This is a genomic window from Streptosporangium nanhuense (genome assembly GCF_059358815.1).
Genome location: NZ_JCADBG010000043.1, coordinates 1 through 25,256 on the forward strand (window position 1 = coordinate 1; position 25,256 = coordinate 25,256).

The window sequence follows — 25,256 nt, forward strand, 5'->3', positions numbered from 1 at the left end:
TACGACCCGACACCACCCACGAAACAACCCCACCCCCCTCCACCACGTCCCCCACCACCGGCACCTCCACCGGCACCTCCACCGGCACCGCAAACTGCTCCAAAATCACATGCGCATTGGTCCCACTGATCCCGAACGACGACACCCCCGCCCGGCGCGGGCGGCCCGTCTCCGGCCACCCGGCCGGCTCGGTCAGCAGTTCCAGCGCCCCTGAGTCCCAGTCCACGTGCGAGGACGGCGCGTCCACGTGCAACGTCCGGGGCAGCACCCCGTGCCGCATCGCCATGACCATCTTGATCACGCCCGCCACACCGGCGGCCGCCTGGGTGTGGCCGATGTTCGACTTGATCGAGCCCAGCAGCACCGGCCGGTCCTGCGGCCGGTCCTGACCATAGGTGGCCAGCAGTGCCTGCGCCTCGATCGGGTCGCCCAGCGTCGTACCGGTTCCGTGCCCCTCCACCGCGTCGACGTCCGATGCCGACAGCCCCGCCCCGGCCAAAGCCTGGCGGATCACCCGCTGCTGCGACGGACCGTTCGGCGCCGTCAACCCGTTGGACGCACCGTCCTGGTTCACCGCCGACCCACGCACCACCGCCAACACCTGATGACCGTTGCGGCGCGCGTCCGACAACCGCTCCAACACCAGCACACCCACACCCTCCGACCAACCGACCCCGTCAGCGGCCTCGGAGAACGAACGACACCGGCCGTCAGAGCTCAGGCCGCCCTGGCGGGCGAAGTCGACGAAGGTGTTCGGGGTGGACATCACGGTCACCCCTCCGGCCAGCGCCAGGGAGCACTCCCCCGACCGCAACGCCTGCGCCGCCAGATGCACCGCCACCAACGACGACGAACACGCCGTGTCCACCGTCACCGCCGGACCCTCCAGGCCCAGCGTGTACGACACCCGCCCGGAGGTCACGCTGCCCGTGGTCCCGTTGACCACGATCCCGCGCAGCTCGTCCGGTGCTCCGTCTCCGGTCGAGGGGTAGTCGTGGTACATCATCCCGGCGAAGACACCGGCCCGGCTGCCCTTCAGGGTGAGCGGGTCGATGCCCGCCCGTTCGACGGCCTCCCAGGAGGTCTCCAGCAGCAGCCGCTGCTGGACGTCGATCGCCAGCGCCTCGCGCGGCGAGATACCGAAGAACGGCGCGTCGAACTCGGCCGCGTCGTACAGGAACCCGCCCGCGCGGGCGAAGGACCCGTCCTGGAGCTCCCAGCCCCGGTCGGCAGGGAAGTCCGAGATGGCGTCCCTGCCCTCGGTGACCAGTTCCCAGAGCTGTTCGGGTGAGGTGACGCCGCCCGGATAGCGGCAGGCCATGCCGACGATGACGATCGGGTCCTCATCGGCCGGGGCCGTGACACGCACGGGCGGCGCGGGGGCCGCCTCGACCCCGTCGAGTCGCTCGCGGATGAAGCCGGTCACCGCCGTCGGGGTGGGCTGGTCGAACACCAGCGTGGCGGGCAGCCGGAGGCCGGTCGCCTCGATCAGCCGGTTACGCAGTTCCACGGAGGTGAGGGAGTCGAGACCGAGGTCCTGGAAGGTCAGGTCGGGCGAGATCGCGTTCGCCGAGGCATGCCCCAGCACGGCGGCGACCTGCCCGAGCACCAGCGTGGACACGGCCTCGCCGAGCGCCTCTCCGGACAGGGCGGCGAGCGTGCCGGAGCCGGCGGACGCGGCGGCCGCCTGTCGCATGGGGGCGGGTACCAGCGCGCGGAAGACCGCCGGGACGTGGCTCCGCTCCCGTAGTGCGGCCCGGTCCAGCCGCGCCGCCACCACCACCGGCTCGGGGCCCGCCAGCGCGGCGTCGAGGAAGGCGAGTCCCTGCTCGCCGGACAGGGTGCGCAACCCGGCCCGGGTCATGCGCCGCATGTCCGTCCCGGTGAGGGCCGCGGTCATCCCGGTGTCCTGCCGCCACGGTCCCCACCCGATCGACAGGGCGGCCAGTCCCAGGGCGGCGCGCTGCCGTACGAGGGCGTCGAGGAAGGCGTTCGCCGCGGTGTAGCTCGCCTGGCCGCCGTTGCCGAGCGTCCCGAACACCGAGGAGAACACCACGAACGCGGTCAGGTCCAGGTCGCGGGTGAGCTCGTGCAGGTGCCAGGCGCCGTCCACCTTCGGCCGCAGCACGGTGTCGATCCGCTCGGGGGTCAGTGCCCCGATCAGCCCGTCGTCGAGCACACCGGCGGCGTGCACCACCCCGGTGAGCGGGTGCTCCGGGGAGATCCCGGCGATCAGCTCGGCCAGGGCGTCGCGGTCGGACACGTCACAGGCGACGGCCGTGACCTCGGCCCCCCGGGCGGCCAGCTCCGAGATCAGCTCCGCGGCGCCCTCGGTGTCCGGGCCGCGCCGGCCGACCAGCGTCAGGTGCCGTACGCCGTGCTCGTCCACCAGATGGCGGGCGACGAGCGCGCCCAGCCCGCTCAGACCTCCGGTGACGAGCACGGTGCCGTCGGCACCTCGGAAGGGGCCCGGTACGGGCTCACCGGCTCCCCCGAGGGTGTCCGGTACGGACTCGTCACCGGCTCCCCGGAAGGTGCCCGGCGCGGGTGAGGCGGCGCGGTCGCCGGTGGCCGCGACGAGCCTCGGCACCCGGGGCAGGCCGTCGCGTACCGCGACCTGCGGCTCCGCGGAGCCGGACGCGGAGTCGAACGCCGCGACCAGCGTCTCGCCGGTCACCGGCTCGGCGTCAAGGTCGAGCAGGACGAACCGCCCGGGGCTCTCCATCTGCGCCGAGCGCACCAGGCCCCAGACCGCCGCCGCGACGGGGTCGGGCACGGCCGCGACATCGACATCGACATCGGTGGTCACCGCTCCACGGGTCACGAAGATCACGGGGGTGTCGGCGCGCTCGTCGTCCCCGATCTCCCGCAGCCGGGCCAGGACCGCCGAGGTCACCGACCGCACGGCGGCCGGAACGTCGTCCCCGGCCGGCGTCGGGACCTCGACCAGCGTCACGTCCGCGGCCGGGTCCGGCTCGTCCACCAGGTCCGCCGCCTGCCCGGCCGCGCGCAGGGCGGCGACGAGACCCCACTCGTCGGAGCCGAGTACCGACCAGCGCCTCGCCGGGCGGTCCCCGTTACCGGATTCCGGCGCGAGCGGCCAGTCCAGCCGCAGCAGCGGTCCGCCGCCGGTGCGCGCCGCGGGCCGCGGATCGTTCGCGGGACGGAGCGCGAGGGAGCGGACCGACGCGACCACGCCGCCCCCGGCGTCGGCCGCGACCAGCGTGATCGTGTCCGTACCGGCCCCGCTCATCCGGACACGGAGCGTCGAGGCGCCGGACGCGTGCAGGGACACCCCGGTCCAGGCGAACGGCAGCAGCCCGCCGTCCGCCTCGTCGAGCCCGGCGAGGGACGCCACGTGCAGCGCGGCGTCGAGCAGGGCCGGGTGCAGTCCGTACGAGCCCGCGTCGGCCGCGGGTCCTTCGGGCAGGGCGACCTCGGCGAACACCTCCCGGCCGGCACGCCAGACGGCGCGCACCCCCCGGAACGCGGGACCGTAGGAGAAGCCCGCCTCCGCCCGCCGCTCGTAGAAGTCGCCGAGATCCACCGGGACGGCGGCCGCGGGAGGCCACTCGCCCAGGCCGGGGTCGGGGACACCCGGCAGGCCGGGGGCGAGCACGCCGGTGGCGTGCCGGGTCCAGGGCGCGTCCGGCTCGTCCGCCGGGCGGGAGTACACGCCGACCGTCCGGCCACCGCCGCCGTCGGCGGCGCCGAGCGCCACCTGCAGTCGCACGTCGCCCCGCTCGGGCAGTACGAGCGGCGCGGTGAGCGTGAGCTCCTCCACCAGGCCGCACCCGACCTCGGTGGCCGCCCGCACGGCCAGCTCCACGAAGGCCGTGCCGGGGAACAGCACCCGCCCGGCCACCACGTGGTCGGACAGCCACGGATGCGCGGCCGTCGAGACCAGGGCGGTGAACAGGAACCCGCCGGTGTCGGGCAGCTCCACCGCCGCGCCGAGCAGCGGGTGTCGCGACCGGTCCAGCCCGGCGGAGGTGACGTCGCCCGCGGTCGCCGAGGGGTGGGGCCAGTACCGCTCCCGCTGGAAAGCGTAGGTCGGCAGGTCCACCCGGCGAGCCACCGCACCGGGGAACAGCTCCGGCCACCGCACCGGCGTCCCGTGCACGTACAGTCTGGCGGCCGCCGCCAGCGCCGCGGCCTCCTCGCCCCGGTCCTTGCGCAGGACGGGGATGGCGACCGGTCCCGGCGTTCCGACCGGCCCGGACGTCTCGATCGATCCCGACGTCCCGGCCGGTCCCGATGTTCCGGCCGGTCCCGCCGTCCCGATCGGCTCCACCGTCCCGGCCGGGTTCCGGCCGGTCGGCGAGGCGAGGTTCTGGTGGACGAGTGCCGACAGCCCGCCGTCCGGGCCGAGCTCCAGGAACACCCTGGCCCCCGCCGCCCCGGCGGCGCGGATCGCGTCGGCGAAGCGCACCGGACGCGTGACGTGGTCCACCCAGTAGTCCGGCGAGCACAGGTACGCGGCGTCGACCGGCCCTCCGGTCACGGTGGAGAGGATCGGCGTCCCCGGCCGCTGGAAGGTGAGCCCTTCGACGACCTCCCGGAACTCCGCCAGCATGGGCTCCATCAGCGGCGAGTGGAAGGCGTGGCTCACCCGCAGGCGCCTGGTCCTGTCGAAGCGCGCGGCGACGCGCAGGACGGCGTCCTCGGCTCCGGCGATCACGACGGACGACGGGCCGTTCACCGCGCCGATGACGGCCCCGTCCTCCAGCATCGGCTCGACCTGCGCCTCGCCGGCCTGGACGGACACCATCGCCCCGCCCTCGGGCAGGCGCTGCATCAGCCGGCCCCGGGCGGCGACCAGCGTGCAGGCGTCGTCCAGCGACAGCACCCCGGCCACGTGGGCGGCGGCGATCTCGCCGATCGAGTGTCCCACCAGCAGGTCCGGGGTCACGCCCCAGGACTCGACCAGGCGGAAGAGCGCCACCTCGATCGCGAAGAGCGCCGGCTGGGCGTACTCGGTGCGGTCCAGTGCCCCGGCGTCCGCGCCGAACATCACCTCGCGCGGCGACCTCTCCAGCCTGCCGGCCAGCCGCGCGAACACCTCGTCGAGCGCGCGGGCGAAGACCGGGAAGCGGGCGGCGAGGTCGCGGCCCATCCCGATCCGCTGCGCGCCCTGTCCCGCGAACAGCACCGCCACCGGGCCGGGCGCGCCGGCGACGCCGCGTGCAGCCTCGGCCACGCCGTCGCCTCCCGCCAGCAGCACCGCCCGGTGGGCGAACTCCGAACGGGCCGTCACCAGCGCGTAGCCGATGTCGGCCGGGTCCGCTCCGCTCTCTGCCACGGAGGACGTCAACCGGTCGATCTGGGCGTCGAGCGCGGCCTCGGTCTTACCGGAGACCACCCAGGGCACCACGCCGGACGCCCCCGGCGCGACGGTCGGCGTCGTACCGGACTCGGAGGGGGCAGAAGAATCGGAGGAGTCGGAGGGCTGGCCCTGTCCGGACGGCCGCTCGGCGGGGGGAGCCGGCACCCGCTCCGTGGAGGGGTCCGGCACCTGCTCGACGATCACGTGTGCGTTGGTGCCGCTGATCCCGAACGACGACACCCCGGCCCGGCGGGGCCGTCCGGACTCCGGCCAGCCCGCGCGCTCGGTCACCAGCCCGACCGCGCCGGCCGACCAGTCCACGTGCGAGGTGGGGGCGTCGACGTGCAACGTCCGCGGCACGACCCCCTGCCGCATGGCCATCACCATCTTGATCACACCCGCGACCCCGGCCGCCGCCTGGCTGTGACCGATGTTCGACTTGATCGACCCGAGCAGCAGCGGCCGGTCGTCCGGCCTGTCCTGCCCGTACGTCGCCAGCAGCGCCTGGAGCTCGATCGGGTCGCCCAGCCTGGTACCCGTGCCGTGCGCCTCCACCACGTCCACGTCCGAGGTGGAGAGCCCGGCACCGGCGAGGGCCTGCCGGATCACCCGCTGCTGGGAGACGCCGCTGGGAGCGGTCAGGCCGTTGGAGGCGCCGTCGGAGTTGACGGCCGATCCGCGGAGCACGGCGAGCACCGGGTGGCCGTTGCGGCGGGCGTCCGACAGGCGTTCCAGCACCAGCACGCCGACGCCCTCGGCCCATCCGGTGCCGTCGGCGGCGTCGGCGAACGCCTTGCACCGCCCGTCCGGGGAGAGGCCGCCCTGCTTGGCGAACTCCAGGAAGATGCCCGGCGTCGACATGACGGTGACCCCGCCCGCCAGCGCCAGCGAGCACTCCCCGGAGCGCAGCCCCTGCGCGGCCAGGTGCAGGCCGACCAGCGACGACGAGCACGCGGTGTCCACCGTGATCGCGGGGCCCTCCAGCCCCAGGGTGTACGCCACCCGGCCGGACAGGACGCTGGGCGAGGTGCCCGTCAGCGTGTAGCCCTCGGCGTCGCCGGACGCCTCGTGCATGCGGACGCCGTAGTCCTGCGCCATCGCGCCCAGGTACACGCCGGTCCGGGTGCCCTCCAGCGACGACGGCGGGATCCCGGCCCGCTCCACCGCCTCCCAGGCAACCTCCAGCGCCAGTCGTTGCTGCGGATCCATCGCCAGCGCCTCACGCGGCGAGATCCCGAAGAACGCGGCGTCGAAGTCTCCCGCGTCGTGGAGGAAGCCTCCGGGATGGTCCGCGGCGAGGCCCCCCATCCGCCAGCCACGGTCGGCGGGCAGCGCCGACACCGCGTCCACACCGGCGTCGACCAGCCGCCACAGGCTTTCCGGGGAGTCGATCCCGCCCGGGTAGCGGCAGGCCATCCCGATGATCGCGACGGGCTCGCCCGCCGCGGGAGGAGAGGCCACCGGTTCCGGAGGCGGAGGTTCGGAACCGGTGGCGGTCGTGGACCCCAGGAAGGCGGCGAGTCTCGCCGGCGTGGGGTGGTCGAAGAGGACGGTGGCGCTCAGCGCGGGCCCGTCGGCCGGATGGAGCCGGGTCGTGAGCTCGACGAGCATCGCGGAGTCGAAGCCGAGCTCCTTGAAGGGCAGGCCGAGATCGATCCCGTCGGGATCGTAGGTCCCGAGGACCGCCGCGCACGCGTCACGGACCAGGTCCAGCGAGCTGCCGGAACCGGACCGGACGGCATCCGGCCCGTCCGGTCCGTCCAGCTCGTCCGGCCTCCCGTCGCCCGCCGATCCCGATCCCGATCCCGGTCCTGGTCTCGATCCCGGTGCCGACCCCGCCCGCGGACCCGCTTTCCCCCGCTCCCCTCCCCGGCCGGGCTCCTCCAGCCAGTGGCGGTCACGCTGGAACGCGTACGTCGGCAGCTCGACCCGGGACCCGGCGGGCAGGAGTCTCTCCCAGCCGACCTCCACCCCGTTCACGTGGAGTTCGGCGATCGAGGTCGTCACGCGGGAGACCCCGGCGTCGTTCTTCCGCAGCGTGCAGACGGTCACCACCGGACGGCCGGCGGTCCGCGCGCTCTCCTGGAGGCTGCCGACCAGTACCGGGTTCGGGCTCACCTCGATGAAGGGGCCGAACCCGTCGGCCAGCAGCCGCTCGACCGCGCCCTGGAAGTCGACCGGCCGGCGCAGGTTGCGGTACCAGTAGTCACCGTCGAGCTCCGCCGTGTCCAGCGGGGCGCCGGTAACCGTCGAGTAGAAGGAGATCGCCGAGCTACGTGGCCGGATCGGCGCCAGCAGCGATGCCAGGCGCTCCTCGATCCGCTCGACGACGGAGGAGTGCGAGGCGTAGTCGATGTTGACCCGGCGCATCCGTACCGTGTCCGCCCACTCGGCCGTCATCTCGGCCAGTGCCTCGTTGTCCCCCGACACCACCACCGAGGACGGGCCGTTCACGGCGCCGACGGTCAGGCGGCCCTCCCAGCGGGCCAGCCGGTCGTCCATGACCTCAGGGGGCAGGTCCACCGAGACCATGCCGCTCCTGCCGGAGAGGACCTCGGTGATCAGCTTCGATCTGGCGGTCACGAGCCAGGCGCCGTCCTCCAGCGACAGCGCGCCCGCGACGCACGCGGCGGCGACCTCCCCCTGCGAGTGGCCCACCACCGCGGCCGGTTCCACGCCGTACGACCGCCACAGCCCAGCCAGGGAGACCATGATCGCCCACAGCACGGGCTGGATCACGTCCGCGCGTTCCATGGACGGGCCGCCGGCTTCTCCCCGGACGACGCTCGTCAGCGACCAGTCGACGAACGGCGCCAGCACCGCCTCGCACTCCGCCATGGCGGCGGCGAACACCGGCGACGAGTCGAGCAGCTCCGCCCCCATCCCCGTCCACTGCGATCCCTGACCGGGAAACACGAAGACCGGCCGGTCGGCGTGCTCCGCCGGGCCGGGCAGCACGCCGCCGGAACCGGAACCGTAGTCGGCGCCGGTCCTGCCGCGCACCACCCCGGGCGCGGAACGCCCCGCCGACAGCGCGTCCAGCCCGTGGAGCAGTCGCTCGCGACCGTCGCCGATGACGACCGCCCGATGGCGCAGGCCGGCACGCGTCGTCGCCAGCGAGAAGGCCACGTCACCGGGCGAGAGGTCCTCCCGCTCCCTGACGTGGCGGGCGAGCCGGGCCGCCTGTGCCCGCAGCGCGCCCTCGGTGTGGCCGGACAGCGACCAGTACGCCGGTGACGTCCCTTCCGCCCCAGGCCCCGCCGCTCCGGACCCTTCCGGCCCAGCCCCTGCCGCCCCGAACTCCGCCGCCCCGAACCCGGCTGCCCCGAACCCCGCTGCCCCGAACCCGGCTGCCCCGGACCCCGCTGCCCCGGACCGCTCCCCCGGCGCGCCGGGCCCGGTCGCCGGTGCCGGGAAAGCCCGCTCCGGGGCCGAGGTCAGCACGACGTGGCAGTTGGTGCCGCCGATGCCGAACGACGAGACGCCCGCGACGAGACGCCCGCCCCCGTCCCCGTTCTCGTTACCGTCCCCGTCGCCCACCGGCCACGGCGTCGGGGACCCGACCACCCGCAGGTTCCACTCGTCGAAGCGGATCGCGGGGTTCGGCCGCTCGAAGTTCAGGCTCGGCGGCAGCAGGCGGTGCTCGATGGCCAGTACGGTCTTGAGCAGCCCGACGATGCCGGCGGCGCCCTCCAGGTGGCCGACGTTGGTCTTGGCCGATCCCACCCACAGGGGCACGCCCGAGCGGCCGGTGCCGTGCACCGCGCCGAGCGCGGCGGCCTCGACGGGATCGCCCACCCTGGTACCGGTGCCGTGCAGCTCGACGTAGCCGACGCTCGCCGGATCCACGCCCGCGCGCCGGTACGCCGACCGCAGCACCCGCTCCTGCGCCCGGGGGCTCGGAGTGGTGAGCGTCTCGCCGGGGCCGTCGTTGTTGACCGCGCTGCCCGAGATGACGCAGTACACGTGGTCGCCGTCCGCGAGGGCGCGCGACAGCGGCTTGAGGAGGACGACGGCGCCGCCCTCGCCGCGGACGTAACCGTTCGCCCGCGCGTCGAAGGTGAAGCACCTGCCGTCCGGGGACAGCGCGCCGAGCCGTTCGGCCGCCAGGGCGCCCTCCTCGGCGAGGTTGAGCTGGACCCCGCCCGCGAGGGCCATGGCGGACTCGCCGCTACGAATGCTCTCGCAGGCGAGGTGCACCGCCACCAGGGAGGACGACTGGCCCGTGTCCACGGCCATGCTCGGGCCGGTCAGGGCGAGGAAGTGCGAGACCCGGTTGGCGAGGATGCTGCGGTTGACGCCCGTGAGCGAGTGGTGGCCGATCCCCGCCGCGCCGCTCCGGCGGCTCAGCAGCGCGTAGTCGTCGGCCGTCGCGCCGACGAACACGCCGACGTCGGTGCCCCGGAGGGGGCCGGGCGCGACACGCGCGTCCTCCAGCGCCTCCCAGGCGAGCTCCAGCGTCAGCCGCTGCTGGGGATCCATCGCGCGGGCCTCGCGGGGTGAGATCCCGAAGAACCCGGCGTCGAACCGGTCGACCCCGTCCAGGAACGCGCCGTACGCACGGGCACCGGGCGCGGCGTCCGCACCGGCACCGGGCGCGGCATCCGCACCGGCATCGGCATCGGCATCGGCATCGGCATCGGCATCGGCATCGGGCTCAGTATCCGCACCGGCACCGGCCTCGGCGTCCGTGTCCGCGCTCCAGCGGCCGGGTGGCACCGTGGACACGGCGCTCACGCCGTCGCGCAGCAGCCGCCAGAACTCCGCCGGCCCCTGCGCGGAGGGCAACCGGCAGGACACCCCGACGACCGCGATGCGATCGTCGTCCGTGCCGGAGTCATGGCCAGGCATGAACTCGGATCGATTCACGCACCGCTCCCCATACACGTCGTCATGCCGACACGCGGAGACCCGGTCCGCCGCCCGGCGAGGGCGGGCGTCCGGATCACCGCGTCCGGCTCGTGGCCCTACGGCCAGCTCGAACTATGCCGAGCACAGGCTGCGCGTTTCACTAGTTGTGCGGCGCCGCGGGCCAGGTCTCCGCCCCGGGGCGCGCGGATCCTAGTGTTTTCACGAGTGCCGTCCGGGTTCTCCTGTACTTGGCCCGGCGCGTGTCCGGAGAGTCCCGTGTCGCGACGCGGCGAGGGGACGGGATCTTCTGAGCGCCTCTTATCGCCCCGTGCCGACGAGCCGGCCGGCTGATGAGTGAGGAACCCCATGGCGTTCAGATATCAGGTTTCGAAACCGTACCTCGCGGGACGGGAGATGGAGTACCTCACCGAGGCCGTCCGCTCCGGCTGGATATCCTCGCAGGGCCCCTTCGTCAGGCGCTTCGAGGAGGAGTTCGCCCAGTACAACGGCCTCTCGTACGGCGTCGCGTGCTCCTCGGGCACGACCGCCCTCACCCTCGCCCTGCGGGCGCTCGGGGTCGGCCCCGGCGACGAGGTCCTGGTGCCCGAGTTCACCATGATCGCCACCGCGTGGGCGGTCACCTACACCGGCGCGGTGCCGGTGTTCGTGGACTGCGCCGACGACCTCAACATCGACGTCTCGCTGATCGAGTCCCGGATCACCCCCCGTACCAAGGTGATCATGCCGGTGCACGTCTACGGCCGGCGGTGCGACATGGACGCGATCATGAAGCTGGCGCACGAGTACAACCTGAGGGTGGTGGAGGACTCGGCGGAGGCGCACGGCGTGCGCCCGGTGGGCGACATCGCGTGCTTCTCGCTGTTCGCCAACAAGATCATCACTGCCGGTGAGGGGGGCGTCTGCGTCACGAACAGCGAGCATCTCGCCCAGCAGATGGCCCACCTGCGCAGCATGGCCTTCAGCAAGGAGCACGACTTCATCCACAAGAAGCTGGCCTACAACTTCCGCATGACGAACATGCAGGCCGCGGTCGCCCTGGCCCAGCTGGAGCAGATCGACGAAATACTCGCCATCCGCAAGCGGATCGAGAACCACTACGACAGCGGGCTCGACGGCATCGACGGGGTCACCATCATGCCGCCCCGCGACGTCCTGTGGATGTACGACATCCGGGTGGAGCGGCGCGAGGAGCTGCGGGAGTTCCTGACCGACGCGGGGATCGAGACCCGGCCGTTCTTCCAGCCCATGAGCCGCCAGCCGATGTACCGCACCCCCGACTGGCCGTCGCTGAACGCCGCCCGCTTCGCGGCCGACGGCCTCTACCTGCCCACCGACCCCGGGCTGACCGAGTCCGACCAGGACTGGGTGATCGGGAAGGTACGCGAGTTCTACCGGGGAACCGGGCCACGCGACGCGCACGCGTATGATCGTTCCCACGTGTGACCGTTCCCGCGAGTGACCGTTCCTACGAGTCCCCGTTCCCGCGAGTGACCGTTCACACGTGTGACCTTTCGGCGTGCCGGCCGGTCGACGTGCCGGCCGGCAGGATCCTCTCGTCTCCCTGGCCGGCCGGACCTCTCGCGTCTCCGCGCACCACCTCGCACAGCCGTCCGTCCCCCGCCCGCCCGCCGCCGTACGTCAGATGGCCGTCCGCCGGAACTCTGGCCACAGCTCCGGCCACGGGGCCCGCGGCTCGCGGCAGTGCCAGATGGGCGTGCCGACCTCCAGGCCGAGGCGGGTGTCCACGGTGGCCACCCGCCGCACGTCGCCGAAGTACGAGCGCAGCCGCTCGGCCTCGTCGCCGACGTACAGCACCGTGCCGGTCCCCCGGGGAGGCGTGCCGAAGTACCAGTAACCACGGCTGCCGCTGTACGGCTTCGGCAGCCCCCGCTCGCGGCCGTAGAACTCGATGGCGGCGGCCTGCCAGTAGACCCTGGTGATCACCACGGCGTCCCGCCGCTCGTCCGGCGGCAGTGTCCGGTACGCCCGGCCGACGGCGTCGGCGAACTCCGGCCAGCCGAACTGGCCGATCGTGACGAGGCCGACCCCGGGGTTCTCGCCGGGCCCGGGCTGTCGCACCCGGTCTTCGGGCAGGACCGGCAGCCAGTAGAGGGACGGCAGCACCGACAGCGCGACGACCGGCCAGGTCGGGACCCAGCGCCACCAGCGCGCCGGCCGGTGCCGCTGCAGCTCGACCGCGGCCGCGGACCACAGCACCGGGAACAGCCCGATCACGTAGTACCACCGGCCGCCGGCCAGCCAGAAGACCAGGATCACCGCGACGGCGGCCACGCCGTAGAACCGGTAGGGCCGCAGCAGCGGGGAGCGCAGGAGCCGCCACAGGCCGTACCAGGCCAGCACGGCCCCGGCCAGCAGGCCGGGCTGGGCGAGCACGAGCGGGAGGAACAGCGCGCGGCCGCCGTTCAGGCTCACCTCCTCGGACACCGTCCGGACCATCTCGAACTGCGGCCACCCGTTGCCGGCCTGCCAGGCCAGCCCGGGAAGCATCGTCAGCACGGTGATCGCGGCACCGGCCCACAGCAGCGGCCTGCGCGGCAGGTCCCGCGGTCCCACCGCGAGCGCGGCCACTCCCAGCGCCAGCCACAGCACCGGGATGAGGAACTTGACCTGCAGGGCGACGGCCGTGGCGACACCCGCCCACAGCAGCGGGCGGTCGTCCCGCCGCCCCTCCTCCCGCGACCGGACCCAGCGGATCACCAGCCAGGAGACCACCGCCCACAGGAACCCGTCGAAGGCGTTCGTGGCCAGGAGGTGGCCGTTGACGACCATGCCGATGGCGGACACCGCGGCGGTCATCACCTGAGCCCGGCGCCGGCCGCCCAGCTCCCTGGCGATCTGGGCGGCGACGACGACCCCCAGCGCCGTCAGCACCGTCGCGGGAAGTCGCAGGGCGACCAGGGAACCGGGAAACAGCGTGTCCATCACGTGCGCGACCAGCGGCAGCAGGGGCGGCTGGTCGGCGTACCCCCAGTCCAGGTGCTCGCCGGCCGCCACGAAGTACAGTTCGTCGGCGAAGTAGCCGTACCGGCCGCTCGTCGCCAGCAGCAGCACCGCGACCGCTCCGGCGACGACCGACACGGGCCCCCACGCCAGGGGCGCGATCGCGCTCTCCGGCGCGCTGGCCGGCCCAGCCGGCGCGGTCGCCTCCCGCGTCCTCACAGCGGACTCGTCCATGCTGTTCTCCCCGCCCTCACGTAGGTCCGGCCGCCGGGAGCGGCGCCGTCGGTTCCCGTACGGGAACGCCCTCGGTCCACATTCGGAATGGTCAGGACATGGTCAGGACAGGGAGAACTCGGGCGAGTAGATGTCGAGCCAGCAGTGCATGTCGATCATCTTGTCCAGGAGAAGTTTGTCGCCGTGCGATATCGTCGACGAATCCATCTCGACCGCGTTCTTCAGCCATTCCCGGTTGAACAGCGTGAACAACGGGCTGTCGGCGTCGGCCAGCACTTCCTTGCCCTGAATCTGCAGGGCACTCGAATAGCGGATGTCATGCATCATCGTCGGGTAGCCGCTCTTCACCCGGTTGGCCACCGACGGCGGAAGCAGGTCCTTCACGGCGTGCCTCAGCAGGCTCTTCTCCCTGCCGTCGAACGACTTGTGCTTCCACGGCACGTTGTAGACGTACTCGACGAGACGGTGGTCGCAGTACGGAACCCGCACCTCGAGACCGACCGCCATGGAGAGGCGGTCCTTACGGTCGAGCAGCATCCGCAGGAACCTGGTCAGGTGCATGTGGAACATGACGCGCATCTGACGCTCGACCCGCGACGCGCTGTCGAGGTGCTCGACGGCCGCCACCGCCGTCGCGTACTGGTCCCCGAGGTAGGTGTCCAGTTCCAGGGCCGCCAGCCCCTCCGCCGTGAAGGGCATGACGGCGGCGCCGCCGGCCTGCGCGCCGAGCACCGCCGCCATCCAGGGAAAGATGGGGAATTCGCGAATCTCGTTGTGGAACCACTGGTAGCCGCCGAAGTTCTCGTCCGCCGCCTCGCCGGACAGCGCCACCGTCGACTCGTTCCGTATCTCCCGGAACAGCCTGTACATCGAGATGTCCGACTCGCCGAACGCGTTCGGCGTGTCCCGAGCCGTGATCACGGCGCGGCGGATCGCCGGATCCGACAGATCCTCCGCGTTCAGCACCACCTGCCGGTGCACCGGCTTGATCAGGTCGACCATGTCCTTGACGAACGGCGCGTCCGGGGTGGTCCGGAACACGTCCGCCTTGAAGCGGTCGACGTGGTCGACGAAGTCGACCGAGAACGTGCGCAGCCGTTCACCGGCCGCGGTCAGCTTGGGCGACGCGAGGGCGGCGATCGCGCTGGAGTCCAGCCCGCCGGAGAGCAGGACGCACTGGGGCACATCGGAGATCAGCTGCCGTTTGACGGTGTCGTCGAGCAACTGCCGCACCCGTTCGACCGTGCGCCTCTGGTCGTCGGTGTGCCGCGCCGTGCGAAGCCTCCAGTACGTCCTCTTGCGGATCCCGCTCGCGTTGACGATGACCAGCGTGCCCGGCTCGACCTCGTGCATCCCCTTCCAGATCGCCTGCCCCGGACCGATGCCGGTCACCGCCGTGCGTATCCCGTCGATGTCGACGGCCCTGCGGGCCAGAGGATTGGCGAGGATCGCCTTCGGCTCCGATCCGAACAGCACCCCGTCGCGGGTCGGGTAGTAGTAGAGCGGCTTCACGCCCAGCCGGTCGCGCATCAGGACGAGCTTCTGGTCACGGCTGTCCCAGACGGCGAAGGCGAACATCCCGTTGAGGTGGTCGACGACGCTCTCACCCCATTCGAGGTAACCGTGCAGCACGACCTCGGTGTCGCTCGCGGTGAGGAACCGGTGCCCCCGGGCCCGCAGTTCCCTGCGCAGCTCGATGAAGTTGTAGGTCTCGCCGCTGTACACCAGGACCACCGGGCCGTCCGGCGTGGCGAACTCCATGGGTTGTACGCCGCCGTCGAGGTCGATGACCGCCAGTCTTCGATGACCGAGCGCGGCGTGCCGTTGAAGCCACGTTCCGGAGGCGTCGGGCCCGCGCAGCGCCATGGTGGCGGTCATCGCGTCGATCGTGGCCTGCCGTTCGGTCAGATCCGCGTCATAGGACACCCAGCCCGTGATCCCGCACATAACCGGTCTCTCCTCGTCTGTTACAGAAATCGACCACGGTTCTCGTGGGTGGCCTGTTCAGGTGGATCCCGACGAAGCGCTGACGCGGGCGCCGGTCCCGACGCCCTGCTGAAATCCGATGTTATGGACATTTTTCTAGGAAAACGCCTAGTCGGTTTCGGCGAGGCGGGCAGGAAAAAGGCTGGGCGTGTCCGGGCCGGCCCCACTCGGGCGACGGCGAAGACCCGCACGTCACACCCGTCGGCACCGTGGTTCTAGTGATTTCCGGGAATCGGCCGCATCAGGATGTGCCGGACAGGAAAACAAGATCGCTGCTCGGATTCGTCACACACGTCACTTCGGCAGCCGGTCCAGGAAGGCGACCAAAAGTGAACCCGACTCCGACCGTCCGGCTCTGACGCGATGCGTGCCCTCATTGTGACCGTCGGCTCGGAAGGGGACCTCCAGCCTTTCCTCGCCCTCGGAAAGGAACTCCTCGCGGCGGGCCACGACGTCACGTTCTCGGCCTCCGAGGGTTACGCGGCCCGCGCCGACGCCGTCGGTGTCCCCTTCGCCGGCAGGCCGGCGTGGAGCGAGACGGAATTCCAGGAGAACTACGCCCGCATCCTCAACGAGAGGAACAAGCTGCGGCAGCTGACGGTCGTGATCGACTTCCTGGCGCAGGAGCAGCGTGCCGCGGTGCCCCAGCTCATGGAGCTGGCACGTGAGGCCGACGTCGTCATCCACTCGCCGCTGTCCATCGGCGCGGTCGCCGCGGCGCGCGCGGTCGGCACGCCCCAGGTGGGCGTGCACCACACCTGGCCGCTGCGCCGGGCGCGCGGGCACGGCCCGAACAACGTCGACTTCGGGCCCGTCGGCAACGCCCTCGCGTGGTCGGTCGTCGGCTCGGGGGTCAGGCTCGCGACCGACAAGCTTCTCAACCCCGTCGTCACCGCGGCCGGCCTTCCGCCCTGGCGCGACATCCTCTTCGACGCGAGCCATTCGCGCCTGCTCAACCTCGTCGCCATCAGCCCGCACACCCTCAGGCACGATCCGCTCTTCGGCCCCACGTACCGCACCACGGGGTACTGGTTCCTGGAGGAGCCGGAGTACGTCCCCCCGGACGACCTCGCGGCGTTCGTGGCCGGCGAGCCGCCGGTCGTGATCGGCTTCGGATCGAACAACGGGTTCGACGCCCGCGCGGTCACCGGGCAGCTGCTGGAGGCGGTCGAGGGCCTGGGCCGGCGTGTCGTCCTGCAGTCCGGCTGGGCGGGACTCGGCGACCAGGAGCTGCCGCCCAACGTGTTCCTGGCGGACTTCGTCCCGCACGGATGGCTCTACGCCCGCGCCGCGTGCGTCGTCCATCACGGAGGGGCCGGGACGACCGCGGCGGCGTTCCGGGCCGGTGTCCCGCAGGCGGTCGTGTGGCTCCAGGGCGACCAGCTCCACTGGGGAAGAAGGATCGCGCAGCTCGGTGTCGGGCCCTCGCCCCGTCACCACCACGCCTTCAAGGCCGGCTGGTTGCGGGGCGCGCTCGATCGCCTGCTCACCGACGGCGGCATGGCTGCCCGCGCCCGGGCGCTCGGCACGGCGATCCGCCAGGAGGACGGGACCGGCACGGCGGTCCGCGCGATCGAAGAGATGATCGAGGAGGTGTCCGCGGCCAGGTGAGGGTGGCCACGGAACCCCTGCGGCGAGACACATGACCCGGCGCGGCCTGGGATCACGGCCTGGGATCACAGGCTGCGATCACAGGCTGCGATCACGGGCCGTGACGCGGAGGCGGCGGCCGAGGTCACCGTAAGGCGGGCCGCCGGAGGTCGCGTCACCTCACGGGCCGACGTCGCGTCACCTCACGGGCCGGCTCAGCACGTCACGTCATCGCGTGGGCCGGCTCAGCACGTCACCGCGCGGGGTGGCTCCACGCGTCACGTACCCGCGCGAGCCGGCTCAGCGCGTTACGTCACCGCGCGGGGTGGCTCCGCGCACCGGCCCACTCACCGGCCCACTCATCGGCCCTTGCACCGGCCCGCGCACCGGCCCGCACCCGTCGCCGGGACCTCCGGCCGCATTCCCTACGCGTCGAACTACGCGTCGAGGGCCGCCCACCAGGACCGGTTCTCCCGGTACCAGGTGACGGCGTCCGCGAGGCCCTCCTTGAAGTCGATCACGGGCTCGAACCCGATCTCCTCGGTGATCTTCCTGTGGTCGATCGAGTAGCGGTGGTCCTGGACCCGCCGGTCGGGCACGTAGCGGACCCGGCTCCAGTCGGCCCCGGCCAGTTCGAGCAGGAGGCCGGTCAGCTCCCGGTTGGTGAGCTCTATCCCGCCGCCGATGTTGTAGATCTCACCGGCGCGGCCCTTGTCGAGGACCAGCGAGATGCCCCGGCAGTGGTCGTCGACGTGCAGCCACTCGCGGACGGCGCTGCCGTCTCCGTGCAGCGTGAGGTCGCGCCCCTGGAGCAGGCGGGTGACGAAGCGGGGAATGATCTTCTCCGGATACTGCCGGGGCCCGTAGTTGTTGGAGCAGCGGGTGATCGACAGGTCCAGGCCGTACGTGCGCCAGTGCGAGCGGGCGAGGCAGTCACTGGCCGCCTTCGACGCCGAGTACGGGTTGTTGGGTTCGAGCCGGAACCGTTCCGTCCACGATCCCTGCTCGATCGACCCGTACACCTCGTCGGTGGACACGTGCACGACGCGCTGGATCCCGTGCACCCCGCACTGTTCGAGAAGGCGGTGGGTGCCCATCACGTTGGCCCACATGAACGGTTCGGCGTCGTCCACCGCCCGGTCGACGTGCGACTCCGCGGCGAAGTGCACGACCGCGTCGTGTCCCGGCAGGAGGTCGGCCAGCAGCTCCCGGTCGCAGATGTCGCCGCGCACGAAGGTCAGCCTCGGATGCGCCTCGGGCAGGTTCTCCCTCCTGCCGGCGTAGGTCAGCTTGTCCAGGACGGTGATTCGGGTGTCCTCGTGGCCGGGATACCGGCCGTCCAGCATCGACCGTACGAAATGGGATCCGATGAACCCAGCTCCGCCAGTGACCAGGATTCGCATCTGATACTCCTTCATCCGCGGTACCTGCCTCGCCTCTGGCGGACAACTCGGACGGGGACACGGTGTCGGCGATCATGTGATTCCCCCCAGATCAAGGGGTAACGTTCAGGTGATTGTGCCTTAGGCGATCAGGTAATTCCCCTAGTGTTGGCGGACGTAAGCTCCGACCGCGCCAGCCTGCCGAGGACCTGTCGTGAGCCGTCGAGACGCCTCCCGGCGGATCGGGCACGGTGGCCACGACGGCTGGGCGACCCGATGGGCGGAAGGGGAGAGAAGCTGATGGACACCACCGGCCGATGCCTGGTGTGCGGGACCAACCGTCTGGAGGAGGTGGTCTCGCTCACCCCGACGCCGCCCGCCAACGCCATCGCGCCCACCGCCGAGCAGGCCCGATCCCAGGACCGCTATCCGCTCGACCTCGTGCGCTGCGCCGGGTGCGGCCTGGTCCAGCTCGTGGACGTCATTCCCCGGTCGGTGCTGTTCGCCGACTACCGGTACGCCACGGGCGCGGCTCCCGCCCTCGTCGACCACTGCCGCGCGCTGGCCACCCGGGTCACGGACCGGCTGGGGCTGGCCGCCGGGGCGAAGGTCCTGGAGATCGGCTCCAACGACGGCACCCAGCTGAGCTTCTTCGCCGAGCGCGGCATGCGGGTGCTGGGCGTCGACCCGGCGGTCGAGCTGGGGGTCCACGCGCAGGAGCACGGCGTTCCGACCCTGACCACCCATTTCGGGGTGGAGACGGTCGAGAAGATACTGGGTGACATCGGGCCCGTCGACGCGGTGCTGGGCAGCAACGTGCTCGCCCACGTCAACGACGTGAACGGGGTCCTCCGCGCGATCCGGCAGCTCCTCAAACCGGGCGGCTGCGCCGTCATCGAGGTCGCGCACGTCCTGCCGATGGTCCAGCACGGCATCTTCGAGTTCGTCTACCACGAGCACCTGTCGTACTTCTCCCTGCACGTGCTGGCGCAGGCGGCCGAGGCGAACGGCCTCGCGGTGTTCGACGCCGACCTCATCCCGACCCAGGGCGGCTCGCTGCGCTGCTGGATGGGCCGCGACGACGACGCCCGCCCCCCGACCGCCGAACTCGGCCGGATCCTGCGCGCCGAGGCCGACGCGGGGGTGCCCGACGGCGCTTTCCTCGACGGCTTCGCGGACCGCGTCGGCCGGGTCTGCACGACCCTCAACGACGTGCTGGGCGGCCTGTCGAGAGTCGGCCGCCGGATCTGCGGGTACGGCGCGTCGGCGCGGGCCGTCACCCTGCTCTCCCAGGCCGGGGTGGGCGGCGAGATCGCCTGGATCGTCGACGACAACCCGCGCAAGGTGGGCGGGTTCACGCCGGGCGACGGCATCCCCATCGTGGGCTCCGAGCGGCTGGCCGCGAACGCGGCCGACTACTGCGTGCTGTTCGCCTGGAACTTCGAGGCCGGCATCCGCGCCCGGTCGGCGGCCTTCTCGGCGGCCGGCGGCGCGTTCGTCGTGCCGTTCCCCGAGCTGTCCATCAGGTGACCCGGAGCCGCCCGCCGGTCGACCCGGGCCACCCGTCGAGCGACCCTGGCCGCTTACCGGATGCCCCGGGCCGCCCCTCAGGTGACCTGGGCGGCTTGTCGGTTGCCTCAGGCCGCCGCCCGTCGGGTGTTGACCCAGGCCGCCGCCCGTCGGGTGAGGCCGGCCCCGAACACCGCATGACGACCGCCTGGAGGAACTGACGTGCACGTCCTGGTCACCGGCGGTCTGGGCTATCTCGGCCACGCGGTCACCCTCGATCTTCTCGCCGCCGGTCACCGGGTCACCGTCCTGACCCGGGGCGGCGCGGACGCGGGGCACCACGCCGGTGCCGGCCTGGTGGAGGGCGACGTCCGCGACCGCGCCCGGATCGGGGAGGTGGTCGCCGAGGGGCGTTTCGACGCGATCTGCCACCTCGCCGCGGTGTCCCGGGGGCGGGACTCGTTCGCCGACCCGCTGACGTACTACGACGTGAACGTGGTCGGCACCCTCAACCTCCTCATGGCGCTCGACCGCGTCCGCGGGTCGGCGCCGCCTGCCCGGTTCGTGTTCGCCTCGACCGACAAGGTCTACGGCTCGCGGTACGTCGGCGCCCTGGGCGAGGATCTGGACCCCCGCCCGGAGAGTCCCTACGCGACCTCGAAGGTCGGCGCGGAGCAGCTCGTCGCGGCGTACGCCGCCACCGGGGCGATCGGCGCGGTCACGCTGCGGTGCTTCAACATCGCCGGGTCGGCCGGCGGGCGCACCGACACCGCTGTCGAGCGCATCATCCCGAACGTCTTCCGCGCCCTGACCGGCGAGTCGCCGTACGTCACGCTCAACGGCGACGGATCGGCGGTCCGCGACTTCGTCCACGTCCTCGACGTGGCGGCGGCGGTGCGGCTGTCGCTCGCCGCCGCGAAGGCGGGCGAACACCGCGTCTACAACATAGGCAGCGGCACCGCGTCCAGCATGGCGCAGGTCGTGGCGACGGCGGAGGCGGTGACCGGCCTCCCGGTGGCGGTCAGGAAGGCGCCGCCCAAGCCCGAACCACAGATCCTCACGGCCGACAACAGCCGCGCGGTGAAGGAACTCGGATGGACTCCCGAGAGGTCGGGCCTCACCGAGCTGATCACCGACGCGTGGAGCACCTGGCACGCCTGACGACGCCCTTCGAGGCCCGCCACACCCCGGCGGCGGGCCCGGTCCCGCGTTACGCCCCGAGTTCCTGGGCGATCTCCTCGTTCACCGCCCGCTGGTGCCGGGTGAGGAAGAAGTGGCCGCCGGAGAACACCCGCATGCGGAAACGCCCCGAGGTGTGCCGGCTCCAGGACTCCGCCTCCTCGACGGTCGTCCTGGGATCGGCGTCCCCGGTCAGCACGGTGATCGAAGCGCTCATGCTCCGCTCCGGGTCCCCGCGGTAGGTCTCGATCGCGCGGTAGTCACCTCGCAGCGCGGGCAGCGCCATCCGGAGGATCTCCTCGTCGCCGAGCAACCCGGCGTCCGTGCCGTTCAGCAGCTTGAGCTCGGCGATGATGCCGTCGTCGTCGCGCCGGTGCACCGACTCGTCCCGCAGGGTGGACGGCCCGCGACGCCCGGAGGCGATCAGCGTGTGGGGCGCGTTGACGCCCTTGCGCTCAAGCCGGCAGGCCACCTCGAAACCGATCACCGACCCCATGCTGTGCCCGAAGAAGACCGTCGGCTTCTCCGACAGCGTGATCAGCTCGTCGACGATCCGATCCGCCAGGGTGGCGATGTCGGTGATGCACGGCTCCCGCAACCGATCCTGCCGCCCGGGGTACTGGACGGCCACCACGTCGGCGTCCGGTGAGAACCTGGCCGAGGTCGGGCGGAAGAAGCTGGCCGATCCACCCGCGTGCGGAAAGCACACCAGGCGCTTACCCGCCCCCGCCGCCGGATGGTAGCGGCGGATCCATGCGGTGCTGACGTCGTCCGCGGTAGTCACGATCCGTTGACCCTTCATCTCGCCGAATGCCACTGAGACCAGTGAACCCCGGCGACGACTCGCAAAAACACTAGAAGCCGGGCCGCGAGCCCCGGCCCGGGGCCGCCGACCTGTCCGTACGCCACGAAGTCCGGTGATTTCACGGGTTTCGGAGACCTAGTGTCACTGCTAGCCATCTGTGGCGGAAGGGGTTTCCATGATCACAACCCGTGGGCTGACACGCAGTTTCCACGTGGGCGGTCAGAAGGTCGAGGCGGTCAAGGGCGTCGACATCGATGTGTCGGCGGGTGAGTGTGTCACCCTGCTGGGTCCTAACGGAGCGGGTAAGACCACCTCCTTTCGCATGCTCACCACACTGCTCCAGCCGACGTCCGGCACCGCGACCGTCGCGGGGCTCGATCTGCTGGCCGATCCGGGGGGCGTCCGCAGACGCATCGGCTACGTGGCGCAGGGCGGCGGCACCAGCGGCGAGTACACGGTCTTGGAGGAGATCGAGCTGCAGGGCAGGCTGTACGGGCTGTCGAAGGCCGACGCGCGGCGCCGCGGCGCGGAGGTGCTGGAGCAGCTTGAGCTGACCGGTCTGGAGAAGCGGCTCGTCAGCACGCTGTCCGGCGGGCAGCGCCGCCGCCTGGACGTCGCCCTCGGGCTCGTGCACTCACCTCAGGTCGTGTTCCTCGACGAGCCGACGAGCGGACTGGACCCGCAGAGCAGGGCGGCCCTGTGGAAACGCCTCCACATGCTGCGCACCGAGCTGGGCACCACCGTGTTCGTCACGACCCACTACCTGGAGGAGGCCGACCTCTTCTCCGACCGGGTGCTCATCATCGACCACGGGCGGATCATGGCCGAGGGCACCCCCGAGGCCCTCAAGGCGAAGGTGTCCGGGCACCGCGTCGAGATCGCGGTGCCGGCGGACATGGTCCAGGCCACGGCCGCCATCGCCAAGCGTCTCCCCGACGCGAGCGAGCTCCTGGTCAGGGGGGACAGCGTGCGGTTCCAGGTGCCGAGAGGAGAGGCCGTGATCCCCGAGCTGATCCGCGCCCTGGACCTCGCGAGCATCCCCGCCCTCTCCATCCAGGTCGTACGACCGACCCTTGACGACATATTCCTGCTACTGACCGGCCGGAGCATCCGCGAGGACGCCATCGCCTCGACGTCGACCCCCGACAGGACGTGACCCATGTTCCGCGACGCGACACTGATCTTCCGGCAAGAGCTCCTCCTCGCCTACCGGTCCCTGATCCGCATGGTCCTGGAGATCGCCCAACCCCTCACCTGGCTGCTGCTCTTCGCCCCGTTGATGGTCGGGGTCATGAAGGACTCGCCGGAATTCGCGTCCGGGAGCGCCTGGATGGTCATGACGCCCGCCATCACGATCTATCTGGTGCTCATGGGCAGCGCGTTCGCCGGATACAAGCTCCTGAGCGACCTGAGCACCGGGGTGCTGGAGCGCATGCGGGTCACCCCGGCCAGCCGCACGGCGCTCCTGCTGGGCAACGTCATGGTGCGCGTGTTCCAGACGGCGATCCAGAGCATGCTGGTCTTCCTGGTGGCCTGGATCCTCTTCGATCTTCAGATAACCGTCGTCGGCACGCTGCTGACCCTGGCCGTCGGGGCGCTGCTCACCCTCACCCTCACCTCGTGCTCGATCACGGTGGCGCTGCTGGCCAAGAACGAGCCGATCTTCACCACGATGATCAGTACGGGCCTGCTGCCGCTGACGCTCCTGTCGGGCATCCTGATGCCCATAACCCCCGGACTGGCGCCCGAGTGGCTCTACATCCTGTCGCGATTCAATCCGCTGACGTGGGTCGCCGACCTCGCCAGGGCGACCTTCACCGGGTACTACGCGTTCCAGCCGGTGGTCATCGGCGGCGTCGTCCTCGTGGCGATAACCGTGCTGTCGATCTGGTGGGGCACCCGGACCTTCAACCGCGAGATCATCTGACGGCGGGCCCGCCTCACACCTCGGGCGAGGGGATCACCTTGGCGGCCCCTCGCCCCTCGCCCCTCGCCCCTCGCCCCTCGCACTTCGCACTTCGTGCCGGTGTTCACGCCGGTCGGCGAGCTCCGCGTCGCGACGCGCCCGGTGGCCTCGGGTCACCGGCGAGCCCCGGGGCGGCGGGAGGAGCGCCGATCAGGGCCGCACCGGCCCGCGTGCGGGAGCGTTCATGTCGAGCGCGGTGCCCTCGGTCCAGGGTTCGGGCCGGGTCAGGAACACCGAGTCGCCGTCGACGGCCTCCTGCATCCGCAGCCACCGCCGCATGGCGGCCTTGGCGGCCGGGGAGGACATGCTCGTCAACGCGGCGACGGCCTCCTGGGTGAGGCTGGCCCTGGCCGAGGTGGAGGGGGCGTCATTGAAGATCCGCTTCTGCAGGGCCACGGCCTTCCGCGGCCGCCTGGCGTAGCGTTCCGCCATCCGCCGGACCGTCTCCAGCAGGTCCTCGGCCGGCACCACCCGGTTCACCAGGCCCAGCTCCAGGGCCTCCCGCGGGTCGTAGAAACGCGCTTCGAGCATCATCTCCAGCGCCCGGGACGGCCCGACGAGCTGGACGAGCCGCTGCCCGCCGAGGGCGGTGTTCAACCCCAGCGACAGTTCGGGCAGGCCGAAGCAGGCGTCACGGTCGGCCGACACGCGCATGTCGAAGAAGACCGACAGCTCCAGGCCGCCGCCGCCGCAGGGCCCGTTCACCGCGGCGATCCACACCGCCGGGGAGTGCATCAGCCGCAGCGCCATGTCGTGGAACCCGGCCACCGTGAGCAGCCCTTTCATGGCGGAACGGGCGACCAGGCGTTCACCCGGCCAGCCCGTCATGGCCCGCACACCCCGGTACAGGTTCCGGGCGACCGCGTGGGAGATCTCCGGCGTGCCGTCCACCTGCGAGGACATGTGGGCGATGTCGAAGTGCGTGATGAACCGGCCGGGCCGCGCGCCGGTGACGACGACCGCGCCGACCGAGACGTCGTGCTCCACCGCCTCGGCGAGCCGGATGAAGTCGCGCTGCATCTGCGAGGTCATGTAGTTGAACGGCGGGGCGTCCACCCACGCCGTCAGCACCCGGCCCGACTGCTCGAGCCGCAACGTGGACAGTTCGAGACCCGCCGCGCCGCCGTCCGCCGTCCGGTGGTCCGCCTGTCCCCCACCGGGATCTCCACCGGGGTCTCCACCGGACTCTTCGCCGAGCTCTCCATTGAGCTCTTCGCCGGGCTCTCCAACGAGCTTCTCACCGGGCTCTTCACCGGGCAGAACTGTACGATCCATCGGTCTGACAACCCCTCCTGCCGCACGTGTCGCGCCATCCGGCGAGGTCACGGGCGAGCTCCTCGTTCACCGCCCGATGACGCCCGGTTCCGCGACGCTCACGGGCCGCCGGTCCCTTCGCCGTGCCGATGACGCTGGACACAGTGAACCGCGGAAGCGACTCGCACAATC

The 25,256-nt window shown here is 71.9% G+C and carries 12 protein-coding genes; 6 read left to right on the forward strand and 6 right to left on the reverse strand.

Annotated elements, in window-relative coordinates:
• Window positions 1-10,177 (reverse strand): type I polyketide synthase (locus tag AC5L38_RS42205; RefSeq protein ID WP_495248464.1); only part of this gene is annotated, 10,177 nt, incomplete at its 3' end.
• 366 nt (window positions 10,178-10,543) lie between these two features.
• Here AC5L38_RS42205 and AC5L38_RS42210 point away from each other — a divergent pair.
• Entirely contained in the window at window positions 10,544-11,641 is a 1,098-nt protein-coding gene (locus tag AC5L38_RS42210) for a DegT/DnrJ/EryC1/StrS family aminotransferase (RefSeq protein ID WP_495248450.1), read from the forward strand.
• A gap of 195 nt (window positions 11,642-11,836) precedes the next feature.
• On the opposite strand, the gene AC5L38_RS42215 is transcribed toward AC5L38_RS42210, so the two are convergent.
• Together AC5L38_RS42215 and asnB are read right to left on the reverse strand one after the other, a co-directional pair.
• Entirely contained in the window at window positions 11,837-13,393 is a 1,557-nt protein-coding gene (locus AC5L38_RS42215) for an ArnT family glycosyltransferase (protein ID WP_495248451.1), read from the reverse strand.
• A gap of 102 nt (window positions 13,394-13,495) precedes the next feature.
• Window positions 13,496-15,340, reverse strand: a complete 1,845-nt coding sequence (asnB, locus tag AC5L38_RS42220; protein WP_495248452.1) for an asparagine synthase (glutamine-hydrolyzing) — start codon at window positions 15,338-15,340, stop codon at window positions 13,496-13,498.
• 402 nt (window positions 15,341-15,742) lie between these two features.
• Between asnB and AC5L38_RS42225 the strand changes: the two genes are divergently transcribed.
• Entirely contained in the window at window positions 15,743-16,990 is a 1,248-nt protein-coding gene (locus tag AC5L38_RS42225; protein ID WP_495248453.1) for a glycosyltransferase, read from the forward strand.
• Window positions 16,991-17,406: 416 nt separating this feature from the next.
• Here the strand turns inward: AC5L38_RS42225 and rfbB are convergent, their stop codons facing one another.
• Complete coding sequence (gene rfbB / locus AC5L38_RS42230; protein WP_495248454.1) at window positions 17,407-18,372, reverse strand: dTDP-glucose 4,6-dehydratase; 966 nt, start codon at window positions 18,370-18,372, stop codon at window positions 17,407-17,409.
• Between the two features lie 279 nt (window positions 18,373-18,651).
• On the opposite strand from rfbB, the gene AC5L38_RS42235 reads away from it, so the two are divergent.
• On the forward strand, window positions 18,652-19,881 hold the full coding sequence (locus tag AC5L38_RS42235) for a methyltransferase domain-containing protein (protein ID WP_495248455.1): 1,230 nt from the start codon (window positions 18,652-18,654) through the stop codon (window positions 19,879-19,881).
• A 201-nt stretch (window positions 19,882-20,082) separates the two neighbouring features.
• Entirely contained in the window at window positions 20,083-21,021 is a 939-nt protein-coding gene (locus AC5L38_RS42240) for an NAD-dependent epimerase/dehydratase family protein (protein ID WP_495248456.1), read from the forward strand.
• 49 nt (window positions 21,022-21,070) lie between these two features.
• Here AC5L38_RS42240 and AC5L38_RS42245 read toward each other — a convergent pair whose 3' ends face one another.
• Window positions 21,071-21,823, reverse strand: coding sequence for a thioesterase II family protein (locus tag AC5L38_RS42245; protein ID WP_495248457.1), 753 nt, complete (start codon window positions 21,821-21,823; stop codon window positions 21,071-21,073).
• 196 nt (window positions 21,824-22,019) lie between these two features.
• Between AC5L38_RS42245 and AC5L38_RS42250 the strand changes: the two genes are divergently transcribed.
• Window positions 22,020-23,000 (forward strand): ATP-binding cassette domain-containing protein, encoded by a 981-nt coding sequence (locus AC5L38_RS42250; RefSeq protein WP_495248458.1) that lies wholly within the window; start codon window positions 22,020-22,022, stop codon window positions 22,998-23,000.
• A gap of 3 nt (window positions 23,001-23,003) precedes the next feature.
• Window positions 23,004-23,771 carry an ABC transporter permease gene (locus tag AC5L38_RS42255; protein ID WP_495248459.1) on the forward strand — a complete coding sequence of 256 codons (768 nt, stop codon included), beginning with the start codon at window positions 23,004-23,006 and terminating at the stop codon, window positions 23,769-23,771.
• A gap of 189 nt (window positions 23,772-23,960) precedes the next feature.
• Here AC5L38_RS42255 and AC5L38_RS42260 read toward each other — a convergent pair whose 3' ends face one another.
• Window positions 23,961-25,085: an enoyl-CoA hydratase/isomerase family protein gene (locus AC5L38_RS42260; protein WP_495248460.1), complete on the reverse strand. Its 1,125-nt coding sequence runs from the start codon at window positions 25,083-25,085 to the stop codon at window positions 23,961-23,963.
• Between the last annotated feature and the right edge of the window lie 171 nt (window positions 25,086-25,256).

Bases quoted from the DNA above. Each gene is read 5' to 3' on its own strand.
- AC5L38_RS42210 (WP_495248450.1), top strand. From the start codon at position 10,544: ATGGCGTTCAGATATCAGGTTTCGAAACCGTACCTCGCGGGACGGGAG.
- AC5L38_RS42215 (WP_495248451.1), bottom strand. From the start codon at position 13,393: ATGGACGAGTCCGCTGTGAGGACGCGGGAGGCGACCGCGCCGGCTGGG.
- asnB (WP_495248452.1), bottom strand. From the start codon at position 15,340: ATGTGCGGGATCACGGGCTGGGTGTCCTATGACGCGGATCTGACCGAA.
- AC5L38_RS42225 (WP_495248453.1), top strand. From the start codon at position 15,743: ATGCGTGCCCTCATTGTGACCGTCGGCTCGGAAGGGGACCTCCAGCCT.
- rfbB (WP_495248454.1), bottom strand. From the start codon at position 18,372: ATGCGAATCCTGGTCACTGGCGGAGCTGGGTTCATCGGATCCCATTTC.
- AC5L38_RS42235 (WP_495248455.1), top strand. From the start codon at position 18,652: ATGGACACCACCGGCCGATGCCTGGTGTGCGGGACCAACCGTCTGGAG.
- AC5L38_RS42250 (WP_495248458.1), top strand. From the start codon at position 22,020: ATGATCACAACCCGTGGGCTGACACGCAGTTTCCACGTGGGCGGTCAG.
- AC5L38_RS42255 (WP_495248459.1), top strand. From the start codon at position 23,004: ATGTTCCGCGACGCGACACTGATCTTCCGGCAAGAGCTCCTCCTCGCC.
- AC5L38_RS42260 (WP_495248460.1), bottom strand. From the start codon at position 25,085: ATGGATCGTACAGTTCTGCCCGGTGAAGAGCCCGGTGAGAAGCTCGTT.